The following is a 26,096-nucleotide window of genomic DNA, read 5'->3' on the forward strand; positions in this document are numbered from 1 at the left end:
TGTACAGGCTGAGCTGACTAATCTAGACTGGCGAGCACATCCAGCCGACGGAAGGAACACCACCATGCGCTTCGCCGTCCACTACATCGACTTCCTGCCGGGCGATCCGGCCGCACTGGGCCCGACCCTGTCCCGCACCGCCGTCGCCGCCGAACAGGCCGGCGCCGAGATCTTCACCCTGGCCGACCACTTCTTCCAGATGGAGGCCGTGGGCAAGGCCGAGGACCCGTTCCTCGAGGGATACACCAGCATGGGTTTCCTGGCCGGGCGGACCGAGAGGATCACCCTGACCATGCTGGTCACCGGTGTCACCTACCGCCATCCCGGCCTGCTGGCCAAGATCGCCACCACCCTGGACGTACTGTCCGGCGGACGGTCCATGCTGGGCCTCGGCGCGGCCTGGTACGAACGCGAGCACACCGCGCTGGGCGTGCCGTATCCGCCGCTGCGCGACCGGTTCGAGATGCTCGAGGAAACCCTGCAGATCTGCCTGCAGATGTGGAGCGAGAACGACGGCCCGTACCAGGGCAAGCACTATCAGCTGGCGGAGACCATCTGTCAGCCGCAGCCGATCCGCCGCCCGCCGATCCTGCTCGGCGGGAGCGGCGAGAAGAAGACCCTGCGCATGGTCGCCCGGTACGCCGATGTCTGGCATACGAACGCACCGGTGGACGAACTGCCGCACAAGATCGGGGTGCTGCACCGGCACTGCGAGACGTTCGACCGTGACCCGGCCGAAATCCGCATCCACACAGGCAATTTCACCGATCCGTTCACGGACGTCGACGCCTACCTGAAGAACGCGGAGGCGTGCGCGGCGCTGGGGATCGAGCTGATCAACGTCGGCCCGGTCCCCGGCACCCCGGACCCCGCGGGATGGGTCGAACGGTTCGGCGAGCAGATCGCACCTCGCCTCGCCGAGATCGGCTGATCGAGTCCGGCGAACGCCTTCCACGACCCGCGGCGACCGGATGGAACAGCGGCACGCGGTCCCATCCGGCCTGGTCGGCACCCCTGCGGTCGAGCTGTCGGCCGGTATCGGAACGCTACGGGGATTGTATGAGACCCCGAGTCCCATATATCCTGGAGTCACGAGCCGGTGCATCGCGCCCGCAGGAACCGGGGCGGATGCCCGGCACAGGCTCAGGAGGCACCGATGACGTTGTCCGATACCCGCAGCGCCGATCCGTTCGGCGCGCACTACCGTGACATGCTGGCGACCCTGTCCGACGGATCGGTGCGCCGGAATTTCGATCCCTATCTCGACATCGATTGGGACAGCCCGGAACTGGCGATCGACCCGGACGACCCGCGCTGGGTGCTCGATCCCGAGATCGATCCGCTCGGCGCGACCGACTGGTACCGGGCACTGCCCTTGGAACGGCAGATCGAGATCGGCAGATGGCGCGTGGCCAATGTGGTCAAGGTCGGCCTGGCTTTCGAGACGGTGCTGATCCGCGGCCTGATGCAGTACGTGCTCAAGCTGCCCAACGGGGCCGCGGAGTTCCGGTACTGCATGCACGAGATGACCGAGGAGTGCAACCACATCCAGATGTTCCAGGAGCTGGTGAACCGGATCGGCGTGGACGTGCCCGGTATGCGCCCGGTCTTCCGGGCGTTGTCGCCGTTCATCGGCGTGGCGGGTGGATACGCGCACGTCATCCTGGTCATCGGCATCCTGGGCGGCGAGGAGCCCATCGACCACTACCAGAAGGCGATGATCCGGGCCGGTGACCGGCTGCCGCCCGCCGTGCTGCGCACGATGCAGATCCACATCGCCGAGGAGGCCCGGCACATCTCCTTCGCTCACGAATTCCTCACCGCGCACATCGAGAAGATGAGCCCGACCGGGAAAGCGATGTGCGCCTTGGCGTTTCCGCTGGCGATGCGCTGGCTCGCGGGTGAGATCATGGCCCCGCCGCAATCCTTCGCCACCCGCTTCGACATCCCCCGCGAGGTCTTCCGCGAGGCATTCTGGCGAGCGCCGCGGTCCCGCCGGATCCTGGCCGGCTACTTCGACGACGTCCGCAAACTCGCCGACGACCTGGGTCTGCGTCCCCCGCTGGCCCGCAAGGTCTGGCAGTTACTGCACATCGACGGCGACTCGTCGCGCTACCGCAGCGAACCCGCGCGCCGGCTCAACCCGCCCACCGCCCGCTCGGCCGCCGCATCCTGACACCGCCGCCCGGCCGGACCGAGCCCGCACCGTCGCTCGGCCCGGAAAGTCGTTGTGGCCGAGCAGGATTCGAAATGGCCCGGGCCGGGCACGCAACGGTCGTGCGCCGACCGGGATCAGTCCTGCGAGCCGGACGCGGCCAGCGTTTCGATGAGTTGCAGCAGCGGGAGATCCGGATCCAGCACGACACCGTGAGCACGGGCAACGCCGTCCAGAACGTTCCAGGCGTAACCCGCCAGCTCGGCGATCAGGCGTTGCCGGGGCAGGGCCGGGTCCGGATCCCGGGACCAGCGGGTGACCGTGGCCTCGGTCATCGACACGATGGCGAAGGCCATGGTGTCGACCACGGGCGGATCGGCGACGCCGACGATGCCGCCCAGGCCGGTGACCAGGCGCGCGGCGCGGCGGGTGATGCTGCTCAGCAGACCGCTGAGAGCGTCACCGCCCTCCTCGTCGCCCTCGGCGGGACCGGTGCGCAGGAATTCGTGCAGGCGCGGGTGGTCGCAGATCCAGTCCACGACGACGCCCACCGCGCGGGTGAGAATCTGCGCGATCGAACCCTCGCCGATGTCCAGGGCCGTGTCCAGGGCGTCGGTGAAGCGGTCGCCGATCGCCGAACGCACCCGGCGGTCGAGTTCCTCCCGGCCCGAGAATTGCCGGTACAGCACGGATTTGGCCAATCCCGCGCGTGCGGCGATCTGCCGGGCCGAGATGTCGGCGCCGGCCGGAGTCTCCTCCACCAACTCGATCGCCGCCTGGACGATCCGCGCCCGGCGTTGGTCGTTGTGCGGCTGCCAGCGCGTCTGCCGTCCGCCCGCCACCTCCGGGGACGCCGCTGCTGTGGACACCCCAGAAGTGTAGGCCGCCCGCGCCCGCGCGGCGTACCTCTCGGCGAGAGCTCAGCGCGTTTCCCGCCAGCGCGCGATCGCGCGCCCGGCCTCGGTGACCGGCGGTTCGCGGTACATCCACTCCCGGGCCAGCCGGTGCCAATTGTTCGTGCAGTTCAGCTGCCCCAGTGCGGCCAGGGTGAACAGATCCACCCGCCGCGAGAACACGTGTTCCGGCGGCAGGTGTTGACTGCGCATCCCGCGGAACTCCGACGAGCGCGGATCGAGCGCGAGAACGACCGCGCCGGTGGCGAATTCGGGATCGAGGGTGATCTCCTCGTCGAGCAGATGCCAGCCGGTCGCGGCCCAGACGTAATCCAGGCATTCCTGAACGGTCACGCCCGAATCCGGATCGATGATCTCCCGGCTCACCCACCAGTCGTACAGATCCTCACCGCGATATTCGGCCGCGGCCTGCAAGGCGGCGCGTTCGAGTTCGACGTGAGCGGGATCCATGCTGTGATACAGCCCGAAATCCACGAAGGCCAAACGCCCGTCCGCGGCGAGCAGGATATTGCCCGGATGCGGATCGCCGCAGAATTCGTAGTCCGTGAACACCGGCTCGATGTAGAAGCGATAGATCAGCTCACCGAGTCGATCGCGTTCGGCGCCGGGCAGGTCCCGGAGCCGGTCGAAGGACTCTCCGTCGACAAATTCGGACACCAGAACGCTTGGCCCGCAATACTGTTCGATACTGTCCGGCACCACGATGTACGGGTGGCCGCGATAGCGCTCGGCGACGCGATGCTGATTGCGGGCCTCGCGCGGATAGTCGAGTTCGCTGCCGATATTGCGGGCGATTTCATCCAGAACGTCACTGTCGGCCGCGCTCGGCAGAATGGATTTCCACAACCTGCTGAACATCGCGAGATTGCGCATATCCGCCTCGACGGCCTCGTCCACGCCGGGATATTTCACTTTGACCGCGACCTCGCGGCCGTCGCGCAGGGTGGCCCGGTAGACCTGGCCGATCGAGGCCGCGGCGATCGCGGTCTCGTCGAAATCGGCGAACACTTTCGCCAGCGGGCCCAGATCCGCTTCGATGACCGCACGCATCCGGTGGAACGGCTCCGTGGGTGCGTGGTCCCGCAGCTCGGCGAGCTTGCCGCGGAACATCTCCCGATGTTCGGCGGGCAGCAGATCGACATCCAGCACCGAGAGCATCTGCCCCAGTTTCATCGCGGCCCCGCGCAACCCGCCGAGCACGGTGACCAGTTGCTGCGCCGCCTGCAGCGTGGACCGTTCGGCCAGGACCCGGCGGGCCTGCTCGGTGCGGCCCAGCATCGACAACCGTGTGCCCACCCCGCGGATGGTCTGTTCGGCGGCCAGCCTGCCCAGCTTGCCGCCACGCGCCAGGCGGCCCTTCGGCACCCGAGCACTCATTGTGCGAACCTCCCTCACCCGAGCCACGACGCGCGGGTTCGCCACACTCTTCGCACTTTCGGCGATATCGGCAACCCCTGCCGACCTAAACTGAGCGCTGCTCATCTTCTCCGACCCAGGCAGGAGGTAGTGATGCCACCGAAGGCCGCCGGCCAGCGTCGCCGTCCGACCCAGGAACGTTCCAGGGCGACAAGGGAACTCATACTCGACACCGCCGCCCGGCTGTTCGGCGAACGCGGCATCGCGGAAACCTCCACCAACCGGATCGCGGCCGAGGCCGGGATCAGCATCGGCACCGTCTACCGCTACTTCTCCGACCGCGCGGTCATCGTCGAGGAATTGCTGCGCCGGCTGCTGGAGAGCGTGGAACAACGGCTCACCAAACACGCACTGGGACTGCCCGGTCAGTCCATCCTGGAACAGGTGACCCGCATCCTGGAGGTCATCACCGACGAACTGGTGGACAACGCCCGGCTGGTGCGCGCCCTGGTGGCCGGAGTGCAGTTCTACAACAGCGGAATTCCCGAGTTCGAGCCGCGACTGCGGTTGCTGATCAAGGTGATGGTCATCCAGATTCTCGGCCCCGGCGACGATCACCGCTACGACACGATCAGCTTCGTGCTGATGAACACCTGTTTCGCCGCCGTACTGCGCGCCTCGGCACTCGAGGTGGACAGTACCGAACGGCACGAGGCCATCGCCATGACCGCGCAGATGATCGCCGCCTGGTGCGAGGCACAGCTCGCCGAACAGGCGGCGTGACCCGCGTCCAAAGATGAGCACTCCGCCATCTCTCGGTACCTCCGCCACTCCGCAAGGCTGCCCGAACAGCGCCATTCGACCTGGTTGAGGCGATAATCGGCAGCCGCTGAGAATTACCCGAAGAGGAGTAGAAGGTGAGCTATCGCTCGGATTACCGTCTTCGATAGGGCATACGTCCGGTAACAGCAACGGAGCCGGCCGGGCGGACGCCCGCCCCGCGTGCAATCGGCGCGGGGACGACGGTGACAGGAGGTCACACGTGACGATCGACAGCCTCGCCCGCCCCGAACTGCGCGCGGTGAAAAACCCGACGGCGGCCCCGTCGGTGCGTGCAGTCGACACCCTCGCCCGCACCGTACTGGCCCGTCTCGCCGAAGCCGCCGAGATCTGCGAGCAGTCCGAGCAATTCATCGCCGCGGACATCAAGGCGGTCGTGCGGGCCTGCGCCGAATCGCTGGTCCAGGGCATGACCGGTGGCCCGCTGCCCGGCCCCGAACGCCTGGAGAACGCCGCCGCCGGATGCGCCCGCGCCGACATCCCCATCGATGCGGTCCTGTCCGCGGTTCGTGCGGGTTTCACCGTGGCGCTGGATCAGATGTTCGAGCGCACGAGTCCGGCGAACAGCCAAGGCGTGCTCACGGCCACCACCACGATCCTCGAGCTTTCGAAGGTGTTCACCTCCGCGGTGGGCATGGCGTACGTCCGTGAGCGCCGCGCCGAGGCCGCCGAGCAGCAGACCGCCGCGCACAGCCTGACCTCGGCGCTGCTCGCCGGTACCAGCACCGCGAAGGCCGGAGCGCGCGAATTGCCGGTCGCCGACCGCTATTTCGTCCTCGCCGTCGGTTTGGCGGCCCATCCCGACGAGAGCCGGCCGCATCTGGACCGGCAGGTCGTCGCCCGGCGCAAGCTGCGGCGCGTGCAGGCCGAGCTGGCGACGACGCTCGCGGGGCAGGCGCTGTCGCTGCTGTCCGTCGACGGCGGCACCGTTCTCGTACCATCCACGGCCGCAACGGATTCGGATCTCGACGGCCTGGTCGGCGACCTGTCCCGCGCGGCCCAGACGCCGATCACGGTCACCGTCGTCACCGCCGGGCCGCAGAAGGTTCCCGGAGCCGCCCACCTGGCGCACGAACTGCTGGACACCGTGCACCATCTGGGGCTGGGCCCGGGTCTGTACCGATTCACCGAACTGGCCCTGCAGTACCAGCTGACCCGCCCCGGAATCGGCCGCGACGCGCTCGAAACCCAGCTCACCCCGCTGGACGAGCATCCCGACCTGCTGGAAACCCTGCGGATCTACATCGCCGCCAATCTCAGCCGCGTCCGCACCGCACGCCTGCTGGACGTACACCCGAACACCGTCGACTACCGCCTGCGCCGCATCGCCGGTCTCACCGGATTCGACCCCGCTCAGACGACCGGCCTGTGGTATCTGCACTCCGCCCTGGTAGCGCGCATGGGCCGGCACCCCCGCCCGGCCGCACCGCTGCGAATGCCCGCGGGCCACGAGGTGAGCCTCGACAGCGACTGCGCCTGAATCGCTGAACCGCTTGTCCGCCAGCGCTTCCGCGCACCGGCAGCGCCGTCGGCAGCGAGCGGCCACATCCCGCTGGGGTACCCTCGGCTCGGCGGCAGCGACCACGGCGGTCCGGCCGGTTCGGAACGTACCCGAGGGGGGCTCATGCGCAGTTCGGACACAGTGTCCGGTCGGGACCCACGATTGCCCGGTTCGGCATCGCGCGACGCCGACCGGTCGATACGACGGTGAGCCGCCGTCGGATCGTGGTGGCCGGAACCTCCGGATCCGGTAAGACGAGGCCGGCTCGCCGGATATCCCGGGAGCTGGGCGTACCGCACATCGAACTCGACGCCATCTACCATCAGCCCGGCTGGACTCCCATGCCCGAGCGGGAATTCCGGGCCGCGGTCACCGAGCGGATCGCCCCCGACGCGTGGGTGATCGACGGCAACTACCAGAGCAAACTCACGGATACGGTGTGGCGCAAGGCCGATACCGTCGTCTGGTTCGATCTGCCGCGCGCGCTGGTCACCCGGCAGATCGTCCGGCGGACACTCGGCCGGGCACTCACCCGGCGCACGCTGTGGAACGGCAACCGGGAGAACTGGCGCGACCTGCTCTCCCTCGATCCCGGGCGATCGGTCATCGTGTGGTCCTGGAAGACACACTCCGGCAATCGAATACGTTACGAGGCCGCGCAGTCCGATCCCGCCTTCCGGCACATCGAATTCATCCGCATTCGATCACATCGCGACGCGGACGCATTGCTCGCCGGTCTGCGTCGCTCGAACCGAAGGTTTCGCTGTCCGTAGCTCACCCCGGCTGCGCAGGCCGCACCGCTCGGATACCACGCCGACATGGTGGATCGACCGAGCGGGAGAGGTCACGGGACAGCGCGGCCATCATCGTACGGCCCAGGAGCGGACCCGGGTACCCCGTCGGCACGGTCACGCCCGGTCAACGGTCGCGGGTGCGGCGAAGCCCGCATGCGAGCGCGGGTCGGGCTCAGGCGCCCGCGGCCACGCGAGCCGGGGCGAAGCGGCTCTCCACGGGCTCCAGTCCGTAGTGCCCGCGCAGCGTCGTGGCGGTGTACTCGGTCCGGAACAGGCCGCGCTGCTGCAGGATCGGCACCACACGGTCGACGAAATCGGTGAGCCCGCCCGGCAGATACGGCGGCATGATGTTGAATCCGTCGGCCGCACCGCCCTCGAACCAGGCCTGCAACTCGTCGGCGATCTGCTCCGGCGTTCCGGCGAAGGTGCGGTGTCCGCGACCGCCGCCGAGCTTGCCGATCAACTGCCGCACGGTCAGGTCCTCGCGTTCGGCGAGTTCCTTCACCAGGGTGAATCGGCTCTTGCCGCCCTGGATGTCGCTCTCGGCGGGCAGCGGCGGCAGCGGTGCGTCGAGGGCGTGCTCGGTCAGATCGACACCGAGCATGCTCGACAGCTGCCGCAACGCGTAATCGGGCGAGATCAGGTCGGTGAACTCCTGTTCCAGCGCGCGGGCCTGCTCGGCGCTATCGGCGATGAACGGAACCAGTCCCGGCAGCACCTCGAGCTCGTCCGGCGACCGGCCGTATCGGGCCAGCCGGGACTTCAGGTCCTGGTAGAACCGGCGTCCCTCGTCGAGGGTGCGCTGCGCGGTGAACACCGCCTCGGCATGCCGAGCGGCGAATTCCTTTCCGCTCTCCGATGATCCGGCCTGCACCAGCAGCGGACGCCCCTGCGGACTGCGCGGCGAGTTCAGCGGGCCCCGCACCCGGAATCGCTCACCGCGGTAATCGATCGTATGCACCTTGTCCGGATCGGCGAAGACGCCGGAGCCGGTTTCCAGTTCGAGGGCATCGGATTCCCAACTGTCCCAGAGGTTCAGGGCGACATCGAGAAATTCCTGGGCACGCTCGTAACGACGCGCGTGTTCGGGAATGGCGTCGTAGCCGAAGTTGTACGCCTCCTCGGCGTTACCGGAGGTGACGATGTTCCAGCCTGCCCGGCCGTGGCTGATGTGGTCGAGCGAGGTGAATTTGCGTGCCAGATTGAACGGTTCGTTGTAACTGGTCGACGCGGTCGCGATCAGCCCGACGTGCTCGGTCGCCGTGGCGATCGCCGAGAGCAGCGTGATCGGTTCGAACACCGCCGGGGCGTTGCGCTCGATGCGCGGGCCCACGGCGAGGTTGTCCGCGAAGAACACCGAGTCCAGCCGCCCGCGTTCGGCGATGCGGCCGAGCTCCCGGAAGTGCTCGACATCGAGGAGGCGATGCTCTTCGGTGCGCGGATGCCGCCAGGCGGCCTCGTGGTGGCCGACGCCCATCAGGAAGGCGTTGATGTGAAAGGTCTTGCGCGGTCTGGACATTCGAGGTGAATCCTTCGTCGGGGCTACTGGCCGGAGCTGGTGCGCCAGCGCGAGAGCCGGCGTTCGACGGCCAGGAGTACGCCGTTGAAGACCAGCCCCACCAGGGAGATGGCGATGATGCCGGCGTACATGTCGGGGATCTGGAAGTTCTGCTGGGCCGCGGTGATCAGATAGCCGAGACCGGCTCGGGCGCCGACCATTTCGGCGGCGATCAGCACCAGGATCGAACTCGAGGCGGCCATTCGCAGACCGGTGAAGATCGAGGGCAGCGCCGCGGGCAGGATCACTTTCTGGAACAACCGCACCGAGGAGAAGCCCAGCGAGGTAGCGGATTTCACCAGCAGCGGGTCGGCCGTACGGACACCGGTGATGGTGTTGAGCAGGATCGGGAAGAAGCCCGCGTACAGCACCAGCGCGACCTTGGAGGTCTCGCCGATGCCGAGGATCAGGATGAATACCGGCAGCAGTGCCAGAGCGGCGGTGTTGCGGAACAATTCCAGGATCGGGCCGAGGAATTCGGCCACCGGCCGGTACCAGGCGATCGCCACGCCCACGGGCACCGCGGTCACCACGGCCAGCGCGAAACCGACCAGAGAACGACTCAGGCTGGTGGATACGTGCTCCCACATCTGCCCATTCCGGATCAGCTCCGCGAAGGACTGCACCACCGTGGAGAACGGCGGCAGGAAGACCGGGTCGACCAGGCCGATCCGGGGCGCGACCTCCCACAACGCCAGGAACAGCGCGATCGCGATCACCGGCTTGCCGAACCGCCACGCGGCCCGGCCCGCCACCCGCGCCAGCCGTGCGGCCGGGGACCGGCTCGGGATTGTGCCGGGCTGTCTTACCGCAGGCGTATCCGGCTGCGCCGCAACGGCATCCGCGTCGTCCGAGTTCGCGACAGGCGAGCGCTTTCCGCTGTCTTTCGGTTGCGTGACAACGGCATTCGCGGCCGACGGGGGGTCGGTCCGCTCGGTCTCGTCCCACGCTCTCGCGGCATCGGCTTGGATATCGATCGCCTGATCGGTGCTGGACAGTGCACTAGACATGCGCGGGCCTCCTGTCGTTTCCCTGCGTGGACGCGGCGACGCCCTCGAGCTGTTCGGCCCGGGTGACTTCGGTGTGCAGCAGCGTCCAGATGTGGTGCCGGATTTCCCGGAACCGCTCGGAGGAGCGGATATCGGTCTCGGCGTCCCGATCCTGCTCGTTCCCGCGGTCGAGATCGACCTCGACGATCGCCTTCACCCGCCCCGGGCGCGAGGTGAGCACCGCGACGCGCTGGCCCAGATACACCGCCTCGTCGATGCCGTGCGTGATGAACAGGATGGTCTTACCGGTGCTGCGCCAGATCCGTAGCAATTCGTCCTGCAACGTTTCCCGGGTCTGGGCGTCCAGCGCGGCGAACGGCTCGTCCATCAGCAGCACCTCCGGGTCGAAGGCAAGGCTGCGGGCGATTGCCACGCGCTGCTTCATACCGCCGGACAGCTCGTGCGGATAGCGATCACCGAACTTGTCGAGCCCCACCAGCTCCAGGTAGTGCTCCGCGATCGAACGACGCTCCCGGCGGCGAATCCCCTTGGCCTCCAAGCCGAATTCGATATTGCCCCGCGCGGTTCGCCACGGCAGCAGCGCGTACTGCTGGAACACGATGCCGCGATCCAGTCCGGGCCCGGTGATCGGCCGCCCGTCCAGGAGCAACTGCCCGGCGCTGGGCTTGCTCAGACCGCCGAGCAGATCCAGCAGTGTCGATTTACCCGAACCACTGGGACCGACCAGCACCAGGAATTCGCCGTCGCTCAGTTCCAGGCTGATGTCTTCGAGCGCGGTGAAACTCTCCCGCTCGCCACGTACCTGGAACTCCTTGCGCACCCCGCGCAGAACCAGTTTCGTCGATGTGCTCACTTCGCCACCTCCTCGCCACTGGGTCCGCTCGCGGGCGGATACGTGCCGTTGGCATAGGGATTGAACTTGTTGGTGTAGATATCCTTCGCGGCGACCTTGCCCGCGGGCAGCTGGTGGTTGCGCACCAGCCAATCGATCCAGATCTGCAACTCCTTGTCCGCGATCACCGCGCCGGGAACGGGGATGCCGGAACTCTTGTAGTACTTCAGCAGGCCGGCATTCTCGTTGCGGCCGCGCTTGTGAATGATGTCGGCGAAACGGGCCACCACCTGATCACGCGGTGTCACCTGCAGCCAGCGGATGGCGCGGGCGGTGCCCTGCACGAAATCCTTGACCGCGTCCCCGTGCTGCTGTATGAAGTCGTTGCGGAAAACGTATGTGCCGTAGTCGAATTGACCGAACAGGTTCTTGTCGGTGTAGAGCGTGTGCACCCCGCCGCGAGCGACGGCGTTCTCCAGGAACACCCCTTGCAGGGCGGCCACGTCGACCTGTCCGGTGCGCAATGCCTCCTCGGTGCTGGTCGGCGGCAGCACGACGAATTGCACCCGGGCGATCTCCGCTTCGCTCAGGCCCTGCTCGTGCAGCCACTCGCGGGTGATGAACTCGTGGTGCGCGCCGAGGGTGTTGACCCCGACCTTCTTGCCGATCAGATCCCGCGCGGTCGTTATCCCGGAGTCGTCGCGCACGAAATACCCGGTGTAGGACCGCTCGTCGGCCCCGTACGAGCTGAGCACCGAGGTGACCGGCGCGCCGCCCGCGATCAGTTTGACCACCGCGCCGTTGAACGCGCTGCCGAATTCGACCTGTTTGGTCGCCGCGGCCTGGATATTCGCCGGGCCGCTGGTGGTGTCGCCCTGCCACTGCAATCGGACCTTGGTGAAGAACCCGAGATCCGCGGCCAACTCGTAGGGCTGGACGGTGCCGGTGGAGCCCTGGTACCGCAGGATGGTCTTACCGTCGGAGGTGGTGCTCACCCCCTGAGTGCCGCAGGCGCTCAACGCGACTGCGAGCGGGACGGCAAGCGTGCAGGCGAGGGTGCGGATCGCGCGCGATCGCCGTAATCGAAACAGCATGGAGCGGTACTTTCACTGAATACGCCTGTGGTACAGCGTGTTACGGATCTACTGAGGTATCGGAACTACATCGGGCGTCCGGATCGGCGCATGCGGCGCCGCACCGGGGCCGACTCCTCAGCCGCGACAGGTGGCCGAGGCCAGGCGCATCAGGTCGACGGTGCGGCGCCGGGTCAGCGGAACGATCAGGGTCATCCCAGCTCCTTTGCAACCGTGGGGAATTCGCGATGATCCGGGTAGATCATCATGGTGCGGGGCGGCCGGAGGGTCCGGCAAGATTCTTTTCACGGTATGGAAATCAGCGTGATTCGAATTCGGCGAGGGCATCCGGCCCGACCAGCGGGCCGATGCGATGTGCGATACCGCGCATGGCCGGGATCACGCTGCGGATCAGTTCGTCGTCCAACCGGGCCGAGCGGGCCTGGACCCCCAGCACACCTCGGACCTGCCGATCGGGGCCGACAACGGGTACCGCGATGGATCGGACCGGATCGTCGGTCTCGATCAGTTCGCTGGCGAATCCATTGCGCCGCACACGTTCCAGCTCGGCGTGCAGGGTGCTCGACCTCGCCGGGCGGGAATCCGATTGCGCGGCTTTCTCTTCCAGCACGGTGTGCACCGAGGAGAAGGCCAGCAGCGCCTTGCCGACCGCGCTGGTCCGCAGCGGCGCACGCGATCTGGGCACCTGATTCGGGCAGAAGTACACCGGCGGACGCGCCTGGAAGACGGTCACCGCCTCGCGGTCCTCCACCACGCTCAAACTCACCGTGATGCGGATACCCGCCGCGAGCGCGTACAGATGCGGCGCGGCCGAGTCGAGCCCGAACCTGGACAGTGCGGGCCGGGCGAGCATGGCCAGACCGGAGCCGATGCGATATCGATCGGTCGCCGCGTCCTGCTCCAGCAGCCGCCCGCGGACCAGCGCCTGCGCCAGCCGATGCGTCGTGCTCACCGGCAGGCTCGCCAGCTGAGCCAGTTCACTCACCGACAGCTCGGGATCGTCTCCCTCGAAGCAGTTGAGCACGTGTACCGCACGGTCGACGGCGCGGGCACCCGAACGGGGTTCCTCGTTGGCGGCCATGGTTCCTCCCGGCGTTTCGACGCGACGTAACGACGAACTATGGCCGCGCGCCCGGCCCGCGACAAGAGTTGTGCGCAGCGAGAGCCCAGACCTGGCCCGGTCGCCGGGTGGTGTGGCGGCGCGACGATTAAGGTTTGTGCTGAGAACTCGATGTGAACCACTGCGAGGAGTCGACCGGGTGCTGCGAGATGTTACCGTTGCCGCCGCGGTGGCCGTGCTGACCGTGGCCACCGCGCAGCCCGGTGCGGCCGCCCCGCTGCCGTGGGCGCCCGCGCCCGTTAACGCCTGTGGCGAAACGGGTTTCGATCCGGTGGCCCGGACACCGAAGCCGACCGCGACGCCCCCGCAGCCCGCGCCCGCGCAGCCGCCCACCCTCCAGGTCCAGGTGCTGCAACCCAAGATCACGCCGGTGAAGGTGCCCAAGCAGTTGCACAACACCCGGATCGCACCGGCGGCGCTGCCTGCCGATCTGTGCGCCAATCCGTGCCCGCAATTGGCCGAGGGGCGCACGCGGACCTCGTATCCGATTCCGCCGGGTACGCCGACGTGGCCGGAGGGTCCGCCGCCGCCGGCCACCACGACGACGCCGACCACCACCCCGCCGACCACGACGCCGCCGCCGGCCGAGACTCCCTCCCCGACGCCCTGGCAGCTGCCCAAGTTGCAGTTCGTACCGCACCCGGAGACGATCCCGCTGCCGGTCACCCTGCTCGGCCCGGACGTCACCGGCCCACGTCCGCAACCGATTCCGCCCGTGGTCCATCCGCCGGTGCAGGCCGCGCCCGTCACGCGCGCGCCCGCGCCGTTCCGGATCGGCGACGTCTATCCGGTCACTCAGCTGACCGGACCCGGATCGCAGAACCGCACCGATGTGCGCTGGCAGGTGGACGACACCGATCTGGGACTGATGTGGGAATCCGCGCCGGGACGGATCGCGGTCGCCTTCGGCGATACCTTCGGCACGGGCTTCCACGACGGCGGGCCGAGCGGCGGAGACTGGCGCAGCAACGTGATCGGCTTCAGCTCCGACCACGATCTCGCGCACGGGATGAATATCGACTCCATGGTCTCGGACGCACCCTGTCACGCCACGGAGGTGCTGGGCAGCTACAAGGTGAACAACTTCGAGATCACCGTTATCCCGACCTCCGGATTCGCACTCGGCGATCGGCAGTATCTGAGCTACATGTCGGTCGCGCGGTGGTCCGAGAAACCGGGCCGCTGGTGGACCAACTACGGCGGTCTGGCCTATTCCGACGACGGCGGGCAGACCTGGGTGGACGACGAGAACGTCCGGTGGGACAACGTCTTCGGCCAGGGGCAGTTCCAGGTGGTGGCGATGGCGCCGCACGACGGGTACGTCTACATGTTCGGCACCCCCAACGGGCGTTTCGGCACCATCGCCCTCGCGCGCGTCCCGCAGGCGGATGTGCTGAACAAAACGGCCTACCAGTACTGGATCGACGGTTTCTGGCGGCCCACTTTCCAGCCGCCCACGCCGGGCGGCAACGGGATCGAACTGTCGGCCAGCCCGATCATGTCGGGTATCGCGGGGGAGGTGTCGGTCCGCTACGACACCGCCGCGGGCCGCTGGGAGATGAGTTACCTCGACGTGGACAACAACGTCCTGGTGTTGCGTCGATCCACCACCCCGCAGGGCATCTGGTCGGCACCGGCGACCCTGCTGCACACCGAGGACTACCCCTCCGGCTACGGCGGCTTCATCCACCCGTGGTCCACCGGCAACGATCTCTACTTCACCCTGTCCGAATGGCGGCACTACAACGTCTATCTCATGCACGCCTCGATCGGCTGATCCGCCATTGCGAAAGTGACACAAGCCGATAGAGACGTACGGCAGGAGCCACCATGACCCTCGAACATCGTTCGGTCACCGGCGTGGGAGACCTCGACCACCTGGCCGCGCTGGGCGACCTTCTCGCGAGTACGGGATTGTCGGCGGCCGACGCCGGGGGTGAGATCAGCTTCGAGGGGCAGGATCCGATTCTGGCGGCGCGGCATCGGCTCGGCGCGTGCATCGGCATTCCGCTGATGGGTGCGGCGGTCGGCGCTGTCGCGGTGCACCGCCGGCGCGGCGGGCCCGCTCAGGATCTGCGCCTGGATCTGCGCCAGGCCGTGCACGGCATCACCCCGCACGCGTACTGGCACCCCACCCTCGCCGGTGAGCTGCCGCCGTTCCCGCTGGTGGCGGACAATCCCTTCCTGCTCGCCCCGTATCGCACCGCCGACGGGCGCACCGTCATGGCCTCGGGGGTGTATCCGCATCTGGCCGCGAAGTGGTGCCGATTCCTGGACGTCCCACCGGATTACGCGAAGGTCGCCGCGGCGTTCGCCGCCCGCGACGCCTTCGAACTGGAGGAGGCCGCCAACGCCGCCGGACTCCCGCTGTGTGTCGCGCGGACCCCGCGGGAATGGCTCGCGCATCCGCAGGGCGCGTTGCTGGCCTCCCGGCCGGTGATCGGGCTGCATCGCACCGGCGAGGCACCGGTAGCCGATTTCGGCTCGGCGGCAAGACCTTTGGACGGCATCCGGGTGTTGTCGTTCACCCACGCCATCGCCGGTCCGACCGTCGGGCGCACCCTCGCCGAACAGGGTGCGGATGTCCTGTGCGCGACCCGTCCCAACGACTACGAACACGATTTCATCTACGCCGAGGCCAATGTCGGCTCCCGCAGCGCCTACGTCGATCTGAACACCGAGTCCGGCCGCGAGCGCGCCGACCGGCTGCTGGCGGATGCGCACATCGTGGTGAACAACCATCGCGGCGACAAACTCGAGAAGCTCGGGCTGGATCCGGTGCGGCTCGCCGCGCGCTATCCGGGGATCATCGTCGTCTCGGTCACCTGCTACGGCTCCGAGGGTCCGTGGCGCACGCGCGGCGGCTTCGACATGAACGGCTCGGCCGCCTCCGGTCTGATGAGTATCGAGGGCGGCGAGCACGCGCCGAAACTGCCTGTCACCGGCATGATCAACGACTTCGTAACCGGTTATATGGGAGCCATCGGGGCGCTGGCCGCACTCGTGAAACGCACGACCGAAGGCGGTTCCTGGCACGTCACGGTGAATCTCACCCGCACCGCGATGTGGTATCCGAGCCTCGGCCTGGTCGATCCGGCCGACGCGGGCTCCGACGAGCGGCACACCCTGCGCGAACCGGCCGCCTACGATGCCGCGAGTCCGCTCGGTGACGTGCACATGCTCGCCCCGCCGGTTCGGTTCTCGCACACCGTCCCCGCCTGGCCTGACCCGCCGCTGGTGCCACGCGGCTCGAGCCGCCCGGAGTGGAACACCGTGTGAGACCACCTTTTCCGTCGGCGCGATCGAGCGGATTGGGCAACAATGTCCCCGGAAGGTCGACCCGAACAAAGGATTACACAGATGCGACGACCAGCATGGATACGTGCGGCGGCAGCCGTGGCACTCGCGGCTCCCGCGGCGTTCGCGGTGCTCGTGATGCCCGCGGCCTCGGCCGCACCCGCGTTGGCGACGCCGGACGTGCAATTCAACGCGTCCGCGCCGGGCACGGTCACCGCGACCGTGCACAACAAGAACACCCAGCAGGGCACCGTGTGCTGGGCGACCGACATCGACAACAAGACCGTCTTCGGCAGCGGCGGTCAGGATTCGTACGCCGGACCCGGGCGCACGATCACCGTATCGATCCGCAATCTGCCGAACGGCCCGATCCACGTGCAGGCGTTCTGCGCGTACCACACCCCGCCGCTGGGTTCGCACGACTACACCTCGTCCACGACGCCCACGACCGTCACCGTCACCGGCGGCGCGCCCACCGGCAGCGCCGGATAGTCTCCGGGCCGCACCGATGCCCGGCCGGGCTCGCGACGTCTGCACGTTCGCGAGCCCGGCCGTTCCGTATCGATATGGGGGGCGTATGCGTTGGGGCTCAGTCGGTTTCGATCTTCGCCCGGTAATTCCGCAGGACCACCGCCAGGCAGCCCAGTGCGACCACGGCACCGGCCACGAGCATGACCGGATAGCCCAGGCCGGTGGCCTGATCCAGCAGGGCGAACAGCGCGGGCAGGCCGAAGCCGATGTAGCAGACCGAGTAGAAGACCGCGGTCAGCCCCGCCAGATCCCGCGGTTCGGCGATGCGCTCGACCTCCTGCAACCCGGCGACCAGGCCGATGCCGTTCCCGGCTCCGAGCACCGCGGCCGCGATCAGCGCGGTCCACAACGTCAGCGTGCTCGCTGCGACCGCCGCGAGCACCATTCCGGCCGTGACCAGCACCAGCGCCAGCGCCGCGATCCGCGCCACGCCGGGACGATCGATCCGCCGGGCGACGGACTGGATCAGGAATCCGCAGCCCAGGGTCAACACCGTGAGCAGAGCCGAGAACCCGATCTGCAGGCTGTGCGCCTGTCCGGCCAGCAGCGTCGGCAGGACCGCGTAGGCCGTGCCGACCGAGGCGAACACCCACACCGCCACCGGCAGGGCGACGCTCAGGAAGCGGCGATGTCCGGGCGACGGGATACGCAGATCGTCCCGCAGGTTTCCGGAGTTCGACTGCCGCACAACAGTTTCCGGAACACGCAACGCCCAGGCCGCGCCCGCCGCACACAACGCGACGTTCACCAGATACGGCAGCGAATGCGGCCACGGAGCCCACTGCGCCAGCACCCCGGCCACACCCGCGCCGAGGGCGAATCCCGCGGTCAGGCTCATCGCCGACCGCCGCGCACCGGTACCGACCGCTGCCGCCGGCGAATACGGCGGCTGGGACAACTCCTTGACCCAACTGCCGCCGACGGCCATCGCCATGCCCAGCGCAACGCCCGAGAGCACCCGGCCGATCGACAGCGCCGCCACCGAATCGGCTCCCACGGCCAGCAGCAACGACGCCGCCGCCGCGATGAACGGCGCGGGGCACATGAGCCGGCGCCGCCCGAACCGATCCGACAGCGGACCACCGATCAGCAGCGCGGGCACGATGCCCAGCACGTAGTCGAACAGCAGCACGTCCACCGTGGTGACCGACAGGCCGTGATTCTTGTACATCACCAGCAGCGGCGTGAATTCGTTACCGCCCCAAGCGATCACGAACATCGCCGCGGCAACGCCGCGCCAGGCCCCGGGCGCGGCGACCACACCGGGCGCGCGCTGGGCCTGCGCCACCGAACTGGTCATCACAGGCCCCGCAGTTCCAACAGGTGCACCCCGGACAGATGCTCGACGAGCAGCGCGGCGAAGCCGTCGGCGTCACCGGACTCGATCGCGTCGGCCAGCCGGGCGTGCTCCGCCACGATTTGCGCCGCGTTACCCGAACGACGTTGCACCGCAAGGCTGTTCATCCGGCGTTGCCGCTCCCGCAGCGAATCGTAGAACCCGGTCAGCAGCGGATTGCCCGCAGCGGCCACGGCCCCGCGGTGGAATTCGGTGTCCATGGCCGCGAACCGCTCCAACTCCCCCGCCGCGGCGAGTTCGCGCTGCGATTCGACCACCGAACGCAATTCCGTCGACAGCGCGGTCCGATCGGCCGTCGCCAGCGCCCGCACCGCGGCCGTCTCCACCACGTACCGAGCGTGCGCGACATGTTCGGCCTCCCCGGGCGGCACCGGCACCACGAGCGCACCGCGCTTAGGGTACAGCCGCATCCACCCTTCGGCCTCCAACCGCAGGAACGCCTCGCGCACCGGAGTGCGCGAGGTCCCCAGATCAGCGGCGACCTCCCCCTCGCTGATCAACTCCCCACCGGGCAACGCACCGCCCAGGATCCGTTCCTTGACCTCCCGATAGGCTCGCTCGGCGGATGAATACTTCATAGACACAAGATGTATCTTACCGGCCGGCCGAGGCGCGCGGTCAGCGGCCCAGCCCATTCGTGCACCCGTCGGTCAGCCACCGGGCCCCGCCCGTAGCCTGCCGACCCACCCGTGCACGTCGGCCAGCCGCCCGACCACCCGTGCACAAGTCGATCGGCACCCAGCCCACCCGCGCACGCGAACATCGCACCGGCAGCGGGACCCTCGACTGGCACCTGCGGTTCACGGATGCATGCGCGCGCCCTTGCCCACCTTGTCAACGACGTTGCGCGGGCCGTAGACGGCGATCCCGACCAGGTCGAGCGCGTCGGTGCCGACGGCGCGGACCGCGGCTCGGTTGTCGGCGTCGTTGCCGGTGGCGAACAGGTCCGAAGTGAAGATCGCCATCTGCAGGCCGCGCGCGAGCGCCTTGGTGTGCGCGGACCGCAATGTCTCCTTGGATGCCTCGAAGACGAGGACCGGTTGCCGGAACATCGACTGGTAGACCGCGCCGTCGGCATCCTCGTACGGTTCGCCGACGACCTCCGGCCGGGCCGTGCCCAGACCGCTGACCAGGAAGGCGGTCACATTCAACCGCTGCCATGTCTGCAGGTCGTCGCGCAGCAGGACCGCGATCTTGGTATCGAAACGCACATTCTCCATATCCACGACTGTGCGCCGGGCGGGTGCGCGAAGGCTTGTACGATCCTGGCATGGTTACCGGCGGCCCACTCGAGCAGGTCCGGGCCTGGCAGCCGCGAGTACCAGGCATCGTCGAGGTGTTCCATGCCCGGTTCGTCGAGCACGTCTACCCGATGCACGCCCACGACGCCTGGACCCTGCTCATCGTCGACGAGGGCGCGGTCCGCTACGACCTGGATCGACACGAATACGGCGTGCTGGGATCGGCGGTCTCACTGCTGCCGCCGCACGTCCCGCACAACGGTCAGGCCGCGACCGAGAACGGCTTCCGCAAGCGGGTGCTGTACCTGGACACCGGCCACCTGCCCGAGACGATGATCGGCTCCGCGGTCGACACCCCGACGTTCACCGATCCGCTGCTGCATCTGCGCATCCGCCAACTGCATGCCGTACTCACCACTCCGGGAGAGGAATTCGAGGCCGCCGGACGCCTGACGCTGATCCACGATCGTCTCGACACCCTGTTGCGCGGCATCGAACCGCCGGTCCGCCACGCCGATCCCCGGCTCGCGCACCGCCTGCGTGACCTACTGGATTCCCGTATCACACAAGGCATTTCCCTGGAGGAAGCCGCCGCCGAACTGCACGCGGACCCGACCCATCTGATCCGCGCCTTCGGCCGCGAGTTCGGTATGCCTCCGCACCGGTACCTGATCGCGCGCCGGGTCGATCTGGCCCGGCCGCTGCTACTGAGCGGCATGCCGACGCGAGAGGTGGCCGCCGCCACCGGTTTTCACGACCAGCCGCATCTGACCCGGCACTTCAAACGCATCCTCGGTACCACACCGGCCCGATACGCGCGCAGCGGTCCCGCGCACTGAGCGGCCACCCTCCCCCTTCGGAAAGCTTTCGATCGCCGGCTCGAACAGTTCGATCGGATTACCCGACGGGTCCTCGGCGACACCTGCTCATCCCGACACCGACGACGGTCGCTCCCTGCCGCCCATCACGGCGCCGATTCAGCGGCAGCCGGATCGAGCCCGATCAGCCGGAGCGCGAAATCGGCGTAGCGGTCGGCGAGTTGCTCCGGTGAGGCGGGGCCGTCCAGCCGGAACCATTGCGGCAGTGCGGTACACATCGTGGCGATCGCGCGGCCCGCGATGTGGATCCGGTCCCGGCTCAGACCGTGCGCGTCGGCGGCCGCGGCGATCGTCTCGTCCAGCAGGTACTGGATCTCGTTGCGGGAAGCGGTGATTCGCGTTCGATTCGGCGCGGTGAGGCTGCGCATCTCGCTGGCGCCGATGAATGCCAGCTTTCGGCGGTGAGTGTGGAACAGGGCGAGAGCTTCGACGGTGTGCGCCACTCGGCCGGCCGGTGTCGTGCCCTCCTCGCGCGCCGCCGGAACGCGCCAGTGCAACTCGGCCATGGTGAGATCCAACGCTCGCACCAGCAACTGCTGCTTGTCCGGGTAATGGTGGTAGACGCCCGGCACACTCATCCCCGCCCGCTCCGCGATGGACCGCATGGTCGCGCCGTGATATCCCGTTTCCACGAAGGAATCGACGGCCGCCTCGAGTACGGGATCCATTGCCAGCGGCAGGAATTCACGCCAATTGCGCTCGGTCTGCGCAGTAGCTGCGACGGCGCGGGCGCGCACCGGGCGGCCGGGCTCGGGTACCGGGTCGGGCTCACCGATCAGCCGCGGCACCGTCGTGCCCAACTCCGCGGCCAGCGTTCGCAGCCGGGGCACGGAGACACCGGTCCGGCCGTTCTCGATGGCGCTGAGCGTGGCCGGGCTGACGCCGATGCGCCGCGCGGTCTCGCGCAGGGAGATACCGGCCGCGGTCCGCGCCGCGCGCACCCGGGTGCCGATATCGCCCGCGGAAGGGGCCCCGTCGTTCATCTGTTCAGGATATCCGAACGGCGGACTTGTCGGCTACTCGGCTTTTGACAGCGGTAATCGCCGCATGGCACTGTTCCTACGGACCCCGGCCGAGCGAACGTTCGGGCCGGCACGGTGAGGAGTGACTGTGGCGATCGATCTGTCCCATCCGGCCGAAGTTCGCGAACTGGCCGAGCGCACACGCGCCTTCGTCCGCAGCACCGTCCTGCCGATCGAGGACGCGCACGGCGGTGATATCGCCGCGGCGGGCGGGGACGCGATCCGCGTCGAGCTACAGCAGGCCGCACGCGAGGCGTGCGTGTTCGCACCGCACGCGCCGGTCGAATACGGCGGTCACGGTCTGGGCATGTCGGATCGGGCGCCGGTATTCGAGGAGGCCGGATACTCACTGTTCGGCCCGACCGCCCTGAATATCGCGGCCCCGGACGAGGGCAATGTGCACATGCTCGCCCACATCGCGAACCCGGAGCAGAAACAGCAGTTCCTCGAACCCCTCGCCCGCGGTGACGTCCGTTCGGCGTTCGCGATGACCGAACCGGCTCCCGGGGCGGGCTCGGACCCCTCGGCGCTGGCCACCCGCGCGGTGCGCGGCGAAGGCGGCTGGCGGATCAACGGCCACAAATGGTTCATCACCGGCGCCGACGGCGCGGGGTTCTTCATCATCATGGCGCGCACCTCCGGTGAGCCGGGCCAGCGCGGCGGGGCGACGATGTTCCTGGCCCCGGCCGACACTCCCGGCATCCGGGTCGAGCGTCACATCGAGACCTTGGACCGGTCGATGATCGGCGGCCACTGCGAGGTGGTCTTCGACGACGTACTGGTCCCGGATTCCGCGGTGCTGGGTGCGGTCGACCGCGGTTTCGAATACGCGCAGGTGCGGCTGGGCCCGGCCCGGATGACGCATGTGATGCGCTGGCTGGGCGCCGCACGGCGCGGCCACGACGTCGCGGTGACGCATGTGGCCGAGCGGCAGGGCTTCGGATCGCGGCTGGGCGACCTCGGCATGATCCAGAAGATGATCGCCGACAACGAGATCGACATCGCGGCCACCCGCGCACTGCTGACCCAGGCGTGCTGGGAACTCGATCGAGGCGAGACCGCGGCCAACGCCACTTCCATCGCGAAAACCTTTGCCGCGGAGGCGATCTTCCGGATCGTCGACCGCAGCGTGCAGATGTGCGGCGGACTCGGCGTATCCGGGGATCTGCCGCTGGCACGGCTTTCCCGTGAGGTGCGGCCGTTCCGCATCTACGACGGCCCCTCGGAGGTCCATCGCTGGGCCATCGCCAAGCGTGCCGTCGGTGCGGCTCGCCGCGCACGCCGCGAAGCCGAGTGATACGGCGGCACTGATACCCCGGATCGACCGGAGCGACATCTCCGCCGGCGGGCGAGGAAACCGACTGGCCGCGTCCGCATCCGCGATGTTCCGGCGACGGTGAGCGATCACGACCTGCCTCCGAGCGGTCTCGGCATTTGCCTCACGCCGCCTCGCGTCCCTGTGCGGCATCCCATTACCCGGGGCTGCGACCAGGTAATGGGATCTCGTTGGCGGTGGTCGCCGAACCGCCGAAGGCGGCTCTGCCTATCCGGCCCGGCACACGGCGAACAGGGCGGCATCGGCTCCGTTGTGGAGAACCCGACGCGCCCAACATTTTCCGGACCGCACCGGCACCGAGCGAGTTGCGGCCATCATCCTGTCACCTGCGGCAAGATCCGGTTTTCGTGGTCGGAAAGCTTTCGAGCGACGGAGGCCATGTGCGACTGTATATTTCACGCAGCAGTCTCCGAGCATGCGATCCGCGCGACGGTGCTGGACCGCGCGGACGGCCGCGGACAGGCAAGCCGCCCGAAGCGGTATCGCATTCTTTCCGGGCGGCTGCGTTCGAACCGGGACGTGTCGAGGAGTGGGCCATGACCGAGGCCGAGCGGACGGCCGCGTCGGACAATCCTGTTCCACCAAAGGAATTCGACGAGCATGAGCGTGGCCGTCCGCGGATGGCCCGACGGCCGGTATTCGCTGTCGCTGCGGTGGCGGGGGCCGTACATCTGCTGGTGGCCACGCGCTTCGGTTGGCATCGCGACGAGTTCTACTACGTCCTGTGCGGCAGACACCTGGACTGGGGTTATGTCGATCAGCCGCCGCTGGCCCCGCTGCTGGCACGACTGGCAGCCGATGTGCCGGGCGGCGTACTGCCGCTGCGGCTGCTGGCGATAGCCGCGCAGATCGGTTGCGTCCTACTGGCTTCCGTACTTGCCGCCGAATTCGGCGGCCGGCGCCGCGCCCAGACGCTGGCCGCTGCTGCGGTCGCCGCCTGCCCGGTATTCGTCGCGGCCTCCATGCTCTTCGGCACGACGGTGCTCGATCAACTGGGCTGGCTGGCGGTACTCGTGCTCACCGCCGCCGCCCTGCGAACGCGCACGACCCGCACCTGGCTCGCCGCGGGACTGGTCGCCGGTATCGGATTGCAGACCAAGGAAACTCTCGCGGTGCTGCTGATCGGTATCCTCGTCGGCCTGGTGGCATTCCGGCGAGATGCGCTCCGCGGCCGTGGCCCGTGGCTGGCCGGGGGCTTGGCGATCCTCATCGCGGTGCCGAACGTCATCTGGGACGCGCGGCATCAGTGGGCGAATCTGCAAATGGCGCAGGCGCTCGCCGACCAGCAGGGCGGGCCGCTGGGCGCGCTGTCCCGGGTGCCGACGCTGGTTCTGCTGCTGGCCGGACCGCCGCTGATCGCCCTGTGGTATTCAGGTGTGCGCCACCTGATTTCGCGGGGCGGCCGCGACCACCGCTGGCTACTGGCGGCGGCCGTGGTGATCCTGCTGTTGTTCACTGTCGGCGGCGGCAGGGTCTACTACGCCGCCCCGGTGCTGGCGGGCCTGTTCGCGGCCGGGGCGGTACGAGTCGAGAGCCGCGCGACCGAACGCCGGCGATGGCGATGGCCGCTCGCGGTCGCCGTTTCCGCGATCATCGCGATCGTGATCGGCCTGCCGGTGCTCCCGCCGCGGGCGGAGACGGCGTTGCGGCCGGTCAACCCGCAGGCGATGGAGACCTACGGCTGGCCGCGATTCGTCGGCCAGATCGCCCGCGCCGCAGCGCCTTTGCCCGCCGACGTCCCCATCTTCACCAGCAACTACGGCGAGGCCGGCGCGGTGAGCGTCCTGGGTCCCGCGGCCGGACTGCACCGCACGGTGCTCAGCGGCCACAACAACTATCTGCTCTGGGGCCCGCCGCCGGGCCGACCCGACACCGTGCTGTGCGTGGGCCAGTGGAATATCGCCTACCTGCACCGCTTCTGGTCCCAGGTCACCGAGATCGCCCCCCTGACCCTGCCGGACGGACTGGTCGACCAGGAGACCGCCCAGCACGCGGCCGTCTACCTGTGTACCCGGCCACGCGGCACCTGGGCGCAACTGTGGCCCGATCTGCGGCACCTCGACTGAGTCTCGCCCGCGCCACGATCACGATAGGCACATCGCCTGATGCTCAACGGCTTTCGGCGAATCGGAGTCCGACTCACCTCTGCCACAGTCGTATCGAAGCGCAGGACCACGAATCGAGCCGTAGCTCAATCGCTTCCGATGCACGGTAGTCGCCACCCACAGTCCGGAAGTATGCGAGGGGCACCGGGCGGCCTGGTTCACTCGGTACGCGATAGCCGAACACGAGGTGAGGCGGGCCCGCTCCGGACCCGCCCGCTCCCCTAGCTGTAGTCGTAGAAACCGCGACCGGTCTTGCGGCCCAGGCGGCCCGCGTCGACCATGCGGCGAAGCAGCGCCGGAGGCGCGTAGTGCGGTTCGGCGAATTCGGCGTACAGCGACTCCGACGCGGCGAGGGCGATATCGAGGCCGACGGTGTCCAGCAGGGTCAGCGGCCCCATCGGGTAGCCGCAGCCGCCCTTCATCGCGGCGTCGATGTCCTCGGCCGACGCATAGCCCGATTCGAGCATCCGCACCGCCTGACACAGATACGGGATCAGCAGCGCGTTGACGATGAATCCGGAACGGTCACCCGCCTGCACGGTGGTCTTGTTCAGCGTGTTCTTCGCGTAATCGGTGACCGCGGCGGCGGTCTCCGGCGAGGTGACCAGCGTCGAGATGATCTCCACCAGCGGCATCACCGGCACCGGATTGAAGAAGTGCATGCCGAGCACCTGCTCCGGACGCTGGGTCGCGCCCGCCACCTTGATCACCGGAATCGACGAGGTGTTGGTGGCCAGGATTCCGGCGGGCTTGACGATCTTGTCGAGCTTGCCGAAGATCTCGTACTTCAGCGATTCGATCTCCGGAGCCGCCTCCACCACCAGATCCCGGTCGGCGAAGTCGTCGATGTCCAGCGTCACCCGCACCCGGGCGATCGCCGCGTCGGCGTCGTCCTGGCTGATCCTGCCCTTGCTCACACCGCGCGAGATCGAGGCCGCGATCCGCTTCTGTGCGGCATCGACCAGCTCCTGCGTCGTCTCGAGGACCAGGACCTCACTTCCGGCCTTCGCGCATACCTCGGCTATGCCCGCGCCCATCGTGCCGCCACCGATCACACCGATCAGCTTCACAGTCACCACTCCAAATCCTGTTCGACAACAGTTCCCGGCCCAGGGCCACAGCTCAGAATACGAAGGGCCGGTCCGGCACACACAT

General features: G+C 68.4%; 23 protein-coding genes. 11 read left to right on the forward strand and 12 right to left on the reverse strand.

All coding sequences use genetic code 11. The features are described from left to right. Window positions 1–64: 64 nt before the first annotated feature. Window positions 65–931, forward strand: coding sequence for an LLM class F420-dependent oxidoreductase (locus AC5WS7_RS10730; protein WP_495954267.1), 867 nt, complete (start codon window positions 65–67; stop codon window positions 929–931). 225 nt (window positions 932–1,156) lie between these two features. Continuing rightward, window positions 1,157–2,176 (forward strand): AurF N-oxygenase family protein, encoded by a 1,020-nt coding sequence (locus AC5WS7_RS10735; protein ID WP_495954268.1) that lies wholly within the window; start codon window positions 1,157–1,159, stop codon window positions 2,174–2,176. Window positions 2,177–2,292: 116 nt separating this feature from the next. Here the strand turns inward: AC5WS7_RS10735 and AC5WS7_RS10740 are convergent, their stop codons facing one another. After that, window positions 2,293–3,024, reverse strand: coding sequence for a TetR/AcrR family transcriptional regulator (locus AC5WS7_RS10740; RefSeq protein ID WP_495954269.1), 732 nt, complete (start codon window positions 3,022–3,024; stop codon window positions 2,293–2,295). 51 nt (window positions 3,025–3,075) lie between these two features. Then, complete coding sequence (locus AC5WS7_RS10745) at window positions 3,076–4,446, reverse strand: ABC1 kinase family protein (RefSeq protein ID WP_495954270.1); 1,371 nt, start codon at window positions 4,444–4,446, stop codon at window positions 3,076–3,078. 132 nt (window positions 4,447–4,578) lie between these two features. On the opposite strand from AC5WS7_RS10745, the gene AC5WS7_RS10750 reads away from it, so the two are divergent. The 3 genes from AC5WS7_RS10750 (at window position 4,579) to AC5WS7_RS10760 (ending at window position 7,539) form a co-directional block, all read left to right on the forward strand. Continuing rightward, window positions 4,579–5,208, forward strand: a complete 630-nt coding sequence (locus AC5WS7_RS10750) for a TetR/AcrR family transcriptional regulator (protein ID WP_495954271.1) — start codon at window positions 4,579–4,581, stop codon at window positions 5,206–5,208. Window positions 5,209–5,467: 259 nt separating this feature from the next. After that, on the forward strand, window positions 5,468–6,745 hold the full coding sequence (locus AC5WS7_RS10755) for a PucR family transcriptional regulator (protein ID WP_495954272.1): 1,278 nt from the start codon (window positions 5,468–5,470) through the stop codon (window positions 6,743–6,745). A 227-nt stretch (window positions 6,746–6,972) separates the two neighbouring features. Next, window positions 6,973–7,539 (forward strand): P-loop NTPase family protein, encoded by a 567-nt coding sequence (locus tag AC5WS7_RS10760; RefSeq protein WP_495954273.1) that lies wholly within the window; start codon window positions 6,973–6,975, stop codon window positions 7,537–7,539. Between the two features lie 193 nt (window positions 7,540–7,732). On the opposite strand, the gene AC5WS7_RS10765 is transcribed toward AC5WS7_RS10760, so the two are convergent. The 5 genes from AC5WS7_RS10765 to AC5WS7_RS10785 all read right to left on the reverse strand — a co-directional run bounded on the left by AC5WS7_RS10765 (window position 7,733) and on the right by AC5WS7_RS10785 (window position 13,135). Continuing rightward, a complete protein-coding gene (locus AC5WS7_RS10765) occupies window positions 7,733–9,079 on the reverse strand; it encodes an LLM class flavin-dependent oxidoreductase (protein ID WP_495954274.1) in 1,347 nt (448 codons plus the stop codon). A gap of 23 nt (window positions 9,080–9,102) precedes the next feature. After that, the gene (locus AC5WS7_RS10770) at window positions 9,103–9,909 is read right to left on the reverse strand and encodes an ABC transporter permease (RefSeq protein WP_495954528.1); all 807 of its coding nucleotides are present in this window, start codon (window positions 9,907–9,909) and stop codon (window positions 9,103–9,105) included. A 211-nt stretch (window positions 9,910–10,120) separates the two neighbouring features. Then, the gene (locus AC5WS7_RS10775; protein ID WP_495954275.1) at window positions 10,121–10,981 is read right to left on the reverse strand and encodes an ABC transporter ATP-binding protein; all 861 of its coding nucleotides are present in this window, start codon (window positions 10,979–10,981) and stop codon (window positions 10,121–10,123) included. Then, the gene (locus tag AC5WS7_RS10780) at window positions 10,978–12,054 is read right to left on the reverse strand and encodes an ABC transporter substrate-binding protein (RefSeq protein ID WP_495954276.1); all 1,077 of its coding nucleotides are present in this window, start codon (window positions 12,052–12,054) and stop codon (window positions 10,978–10,980) included. Before AC5WS7_RS10780 ends, AC5WS7_RS10775 begins: the two co-directional genes overlap by 4 nt. 298 nt (window positions 12,055–12,352) lie before the next feature. Then, the gene (locus tag AC5WS7_RS10785) at window positions 12,353–13,135 is read right to left on the reverse strand and encodes an IclR family transcriptional regulator (protein ID WP_495954277.1); all 783 of its coding nucleotides are present in this window, start codon (window positions 13,133–13,135) and stop codon (window positions 12,353–12,355) included. A 178-nt stretch (window positions 13,136–13,313) separates the two neighbouring features. Between AC5WS7_RS10785 and AC5WS7_RS10790 the strand changes: the two genes are divergently transcribed. The 3 genes from AC5WS7_RS10790 to AC5WS7_RS10800 all read left to right on the forward strand — a co-directional run bounded on the left by AC5WS7_RS10790 (window position 13,314) and on the right by AC5WS7_RS10800 (window position 16,963). Further along, the gene (locus tag AC5WS7_RS10790) at window positions 13,314–14,951 is read left to right on the forward strand and encodes a glycoside hydrolase family 183 protein (RefSeq protein ID WP_495954278.1); all 1,638 of its coding nucleotides are present in this window, start codon (window positions 13,314–13,316) and stop codon (window positions 14,949–14,951) included. 53 nt (window positions 14,952–15,004) lie between these two features. Further along, a complete protein-coding gene (locus tag AC5WS7_RS10795) occupies window positions 15,005–16,453 on the forward strand; it encodes a CoA transferase (RefSeq protein WP_495954279.1) in 1,449 nt (482 codons plus the stop codon). A gap of 81 nt (window positions 16,454–16,534) precedes the next feature. Next, entirely contained in the window at window positions 16,535–16,963 is a 429-nt protein-coding gene (locus AC5WS7_RS10800) for a hypothetical protein (RefSeq protein WP_495954280.1), read from the forward strand. A gap of 97 nt (window positions 16,964–17,060) precedes the next feature. On the opposite strand, the gene AC5WS7_RS10805 is transcribed toward AC5WS7_RS10800, so the two are convergent. The 3 genes from AC5WS7_RS10805 to AC5WS7_RS10815 all read right to left on the reverse strand — a co-directional run bounded on the left by AC5WS7_RS10805 (window position 17,061) and on the right by AC5WS7_RS10815 (window position 19,579). Continuing rightward, on the reverse strand, window positions 17,061–18,302 hold the full coding sequence (locus AC5WS7_RS10805) for an MFS transporter (protein ID WP_495954281.1): 1,242 nt from the start codon (window positions 18,300–18,302) through the stop codon (window positions 17,061–17,063). Next, window positions 18,302–18,937, reverse strand: coding sequence for a GntR family transcriptional regulator (locus AC5WS7_RS10810; protein WP_495954282.1), 636 nt, complete (start codon window positions 18,935–18,937; stop codon window positions 18,302–18,304). Before AC5WS7_RS10810 ends, AC5WS7_RS10805 begins: the two co-directional genes overlap by 1 nt. Before the next feature lie 222 nt (window positions 18,938–19,159). Then, window positions 19,160–19,579: a DUF2000 family protein gene (locus AC5WS7_RS10815; RefSeq protein ID WP_495954283.1), complete on the reverse strand. Its 420-nt coding sequence runs from the start codon at window positions 19,577–19,579 to the stop codon at window positions 19,160–19,162. 50 nt (window positions 19,580–19,629) lie between these two features. On the opposite strand from AC5WS7_RS10815, the gene AC5WS7_RS10820 reads away from it, so the two are divergent. Continuing rightward, window positions 19,630–20,439 (forward strand): helix-turn-helix domain-containing protein, encoded by an 810-nt coding sequence (locus AC5WS7_RS10820; protein WP_495954284.1) that lies wholly within the window; start codon window positions 19,630–19,632, stop codon window positions 20,437–20,439. A 125-nt stretch (window positions 20,440–20,564) separates the two neighbouring features. On the opposite strand, the gene AC5WS7_RS10825 is transcribed toward AC5WS7_RS10820, so the two are convergent. Continuing rightward, entirely contained in the window at window positions 20,565–21,461 is an 897-nt protein-coding gene (locus tag AC5WS7_RS10825) for a TetR-type transcription factor C-terminal domain-containing protein (RefSeq protein ID WP_495954285.1), read from the reverse strand. Between the two features lie 127 nt (window positions 21,462–21,588). Between AC5WS7_RS10825 and AC5WS7_RS10830 the strand changes: the two genes are divergently transcribed. Together AC5WS7_RS10830 and AC5WS7_RS10835 are read left to right on the forward strand one after the other, a co-directional pair. Further along, complete coding sequence (locus tag AC5WS7_RS10830) at window positions 21,589–22,797, forward strand: acyl-CoA dehydrogenase family protein (RefSeq protein WP_495954286.1); 1,209 nt, start codon at window positions 21,589–21,591, stop codon at window positions 22,795–22,797. Between the two features lie 575 nt (window positions 22,798–23,372). After that, window positions 23,373–24,902 (forward strand): glycosyltransferase family 39 protein, encoded by a 1,530-nt coding sequence (locus AC5WS7_RS10835; RefSeq protein WP_495954287.1) that lies wholly within the window; start codon window positions 23,373–23,375, stop codon window positions 24,900–24,902. Between the two features lie 260 nt (window positions 24,903–25,162). Here the strand turns inward: AC5WS7_RS10835 and AC5WS7_RS10840 are convergent, their stop codons facing one another. Beyond that, a complete protein-coding gene (locus AC5WS7_RS10840; RefSeq protein WP_495954529.1) occupies window positions 25,163–26,011 on the reverse strand; it encodes a 3-hydroxybutyryl-CoA dehydrogenase in 849 nt (282 codons plus the stop codon). Window positions 26,012–26,096: the final 85 nt, after the last annotated feature.

It is taken from the genome of Nocardia sp. PLKS1-43, from assembly GCF_059510335.1.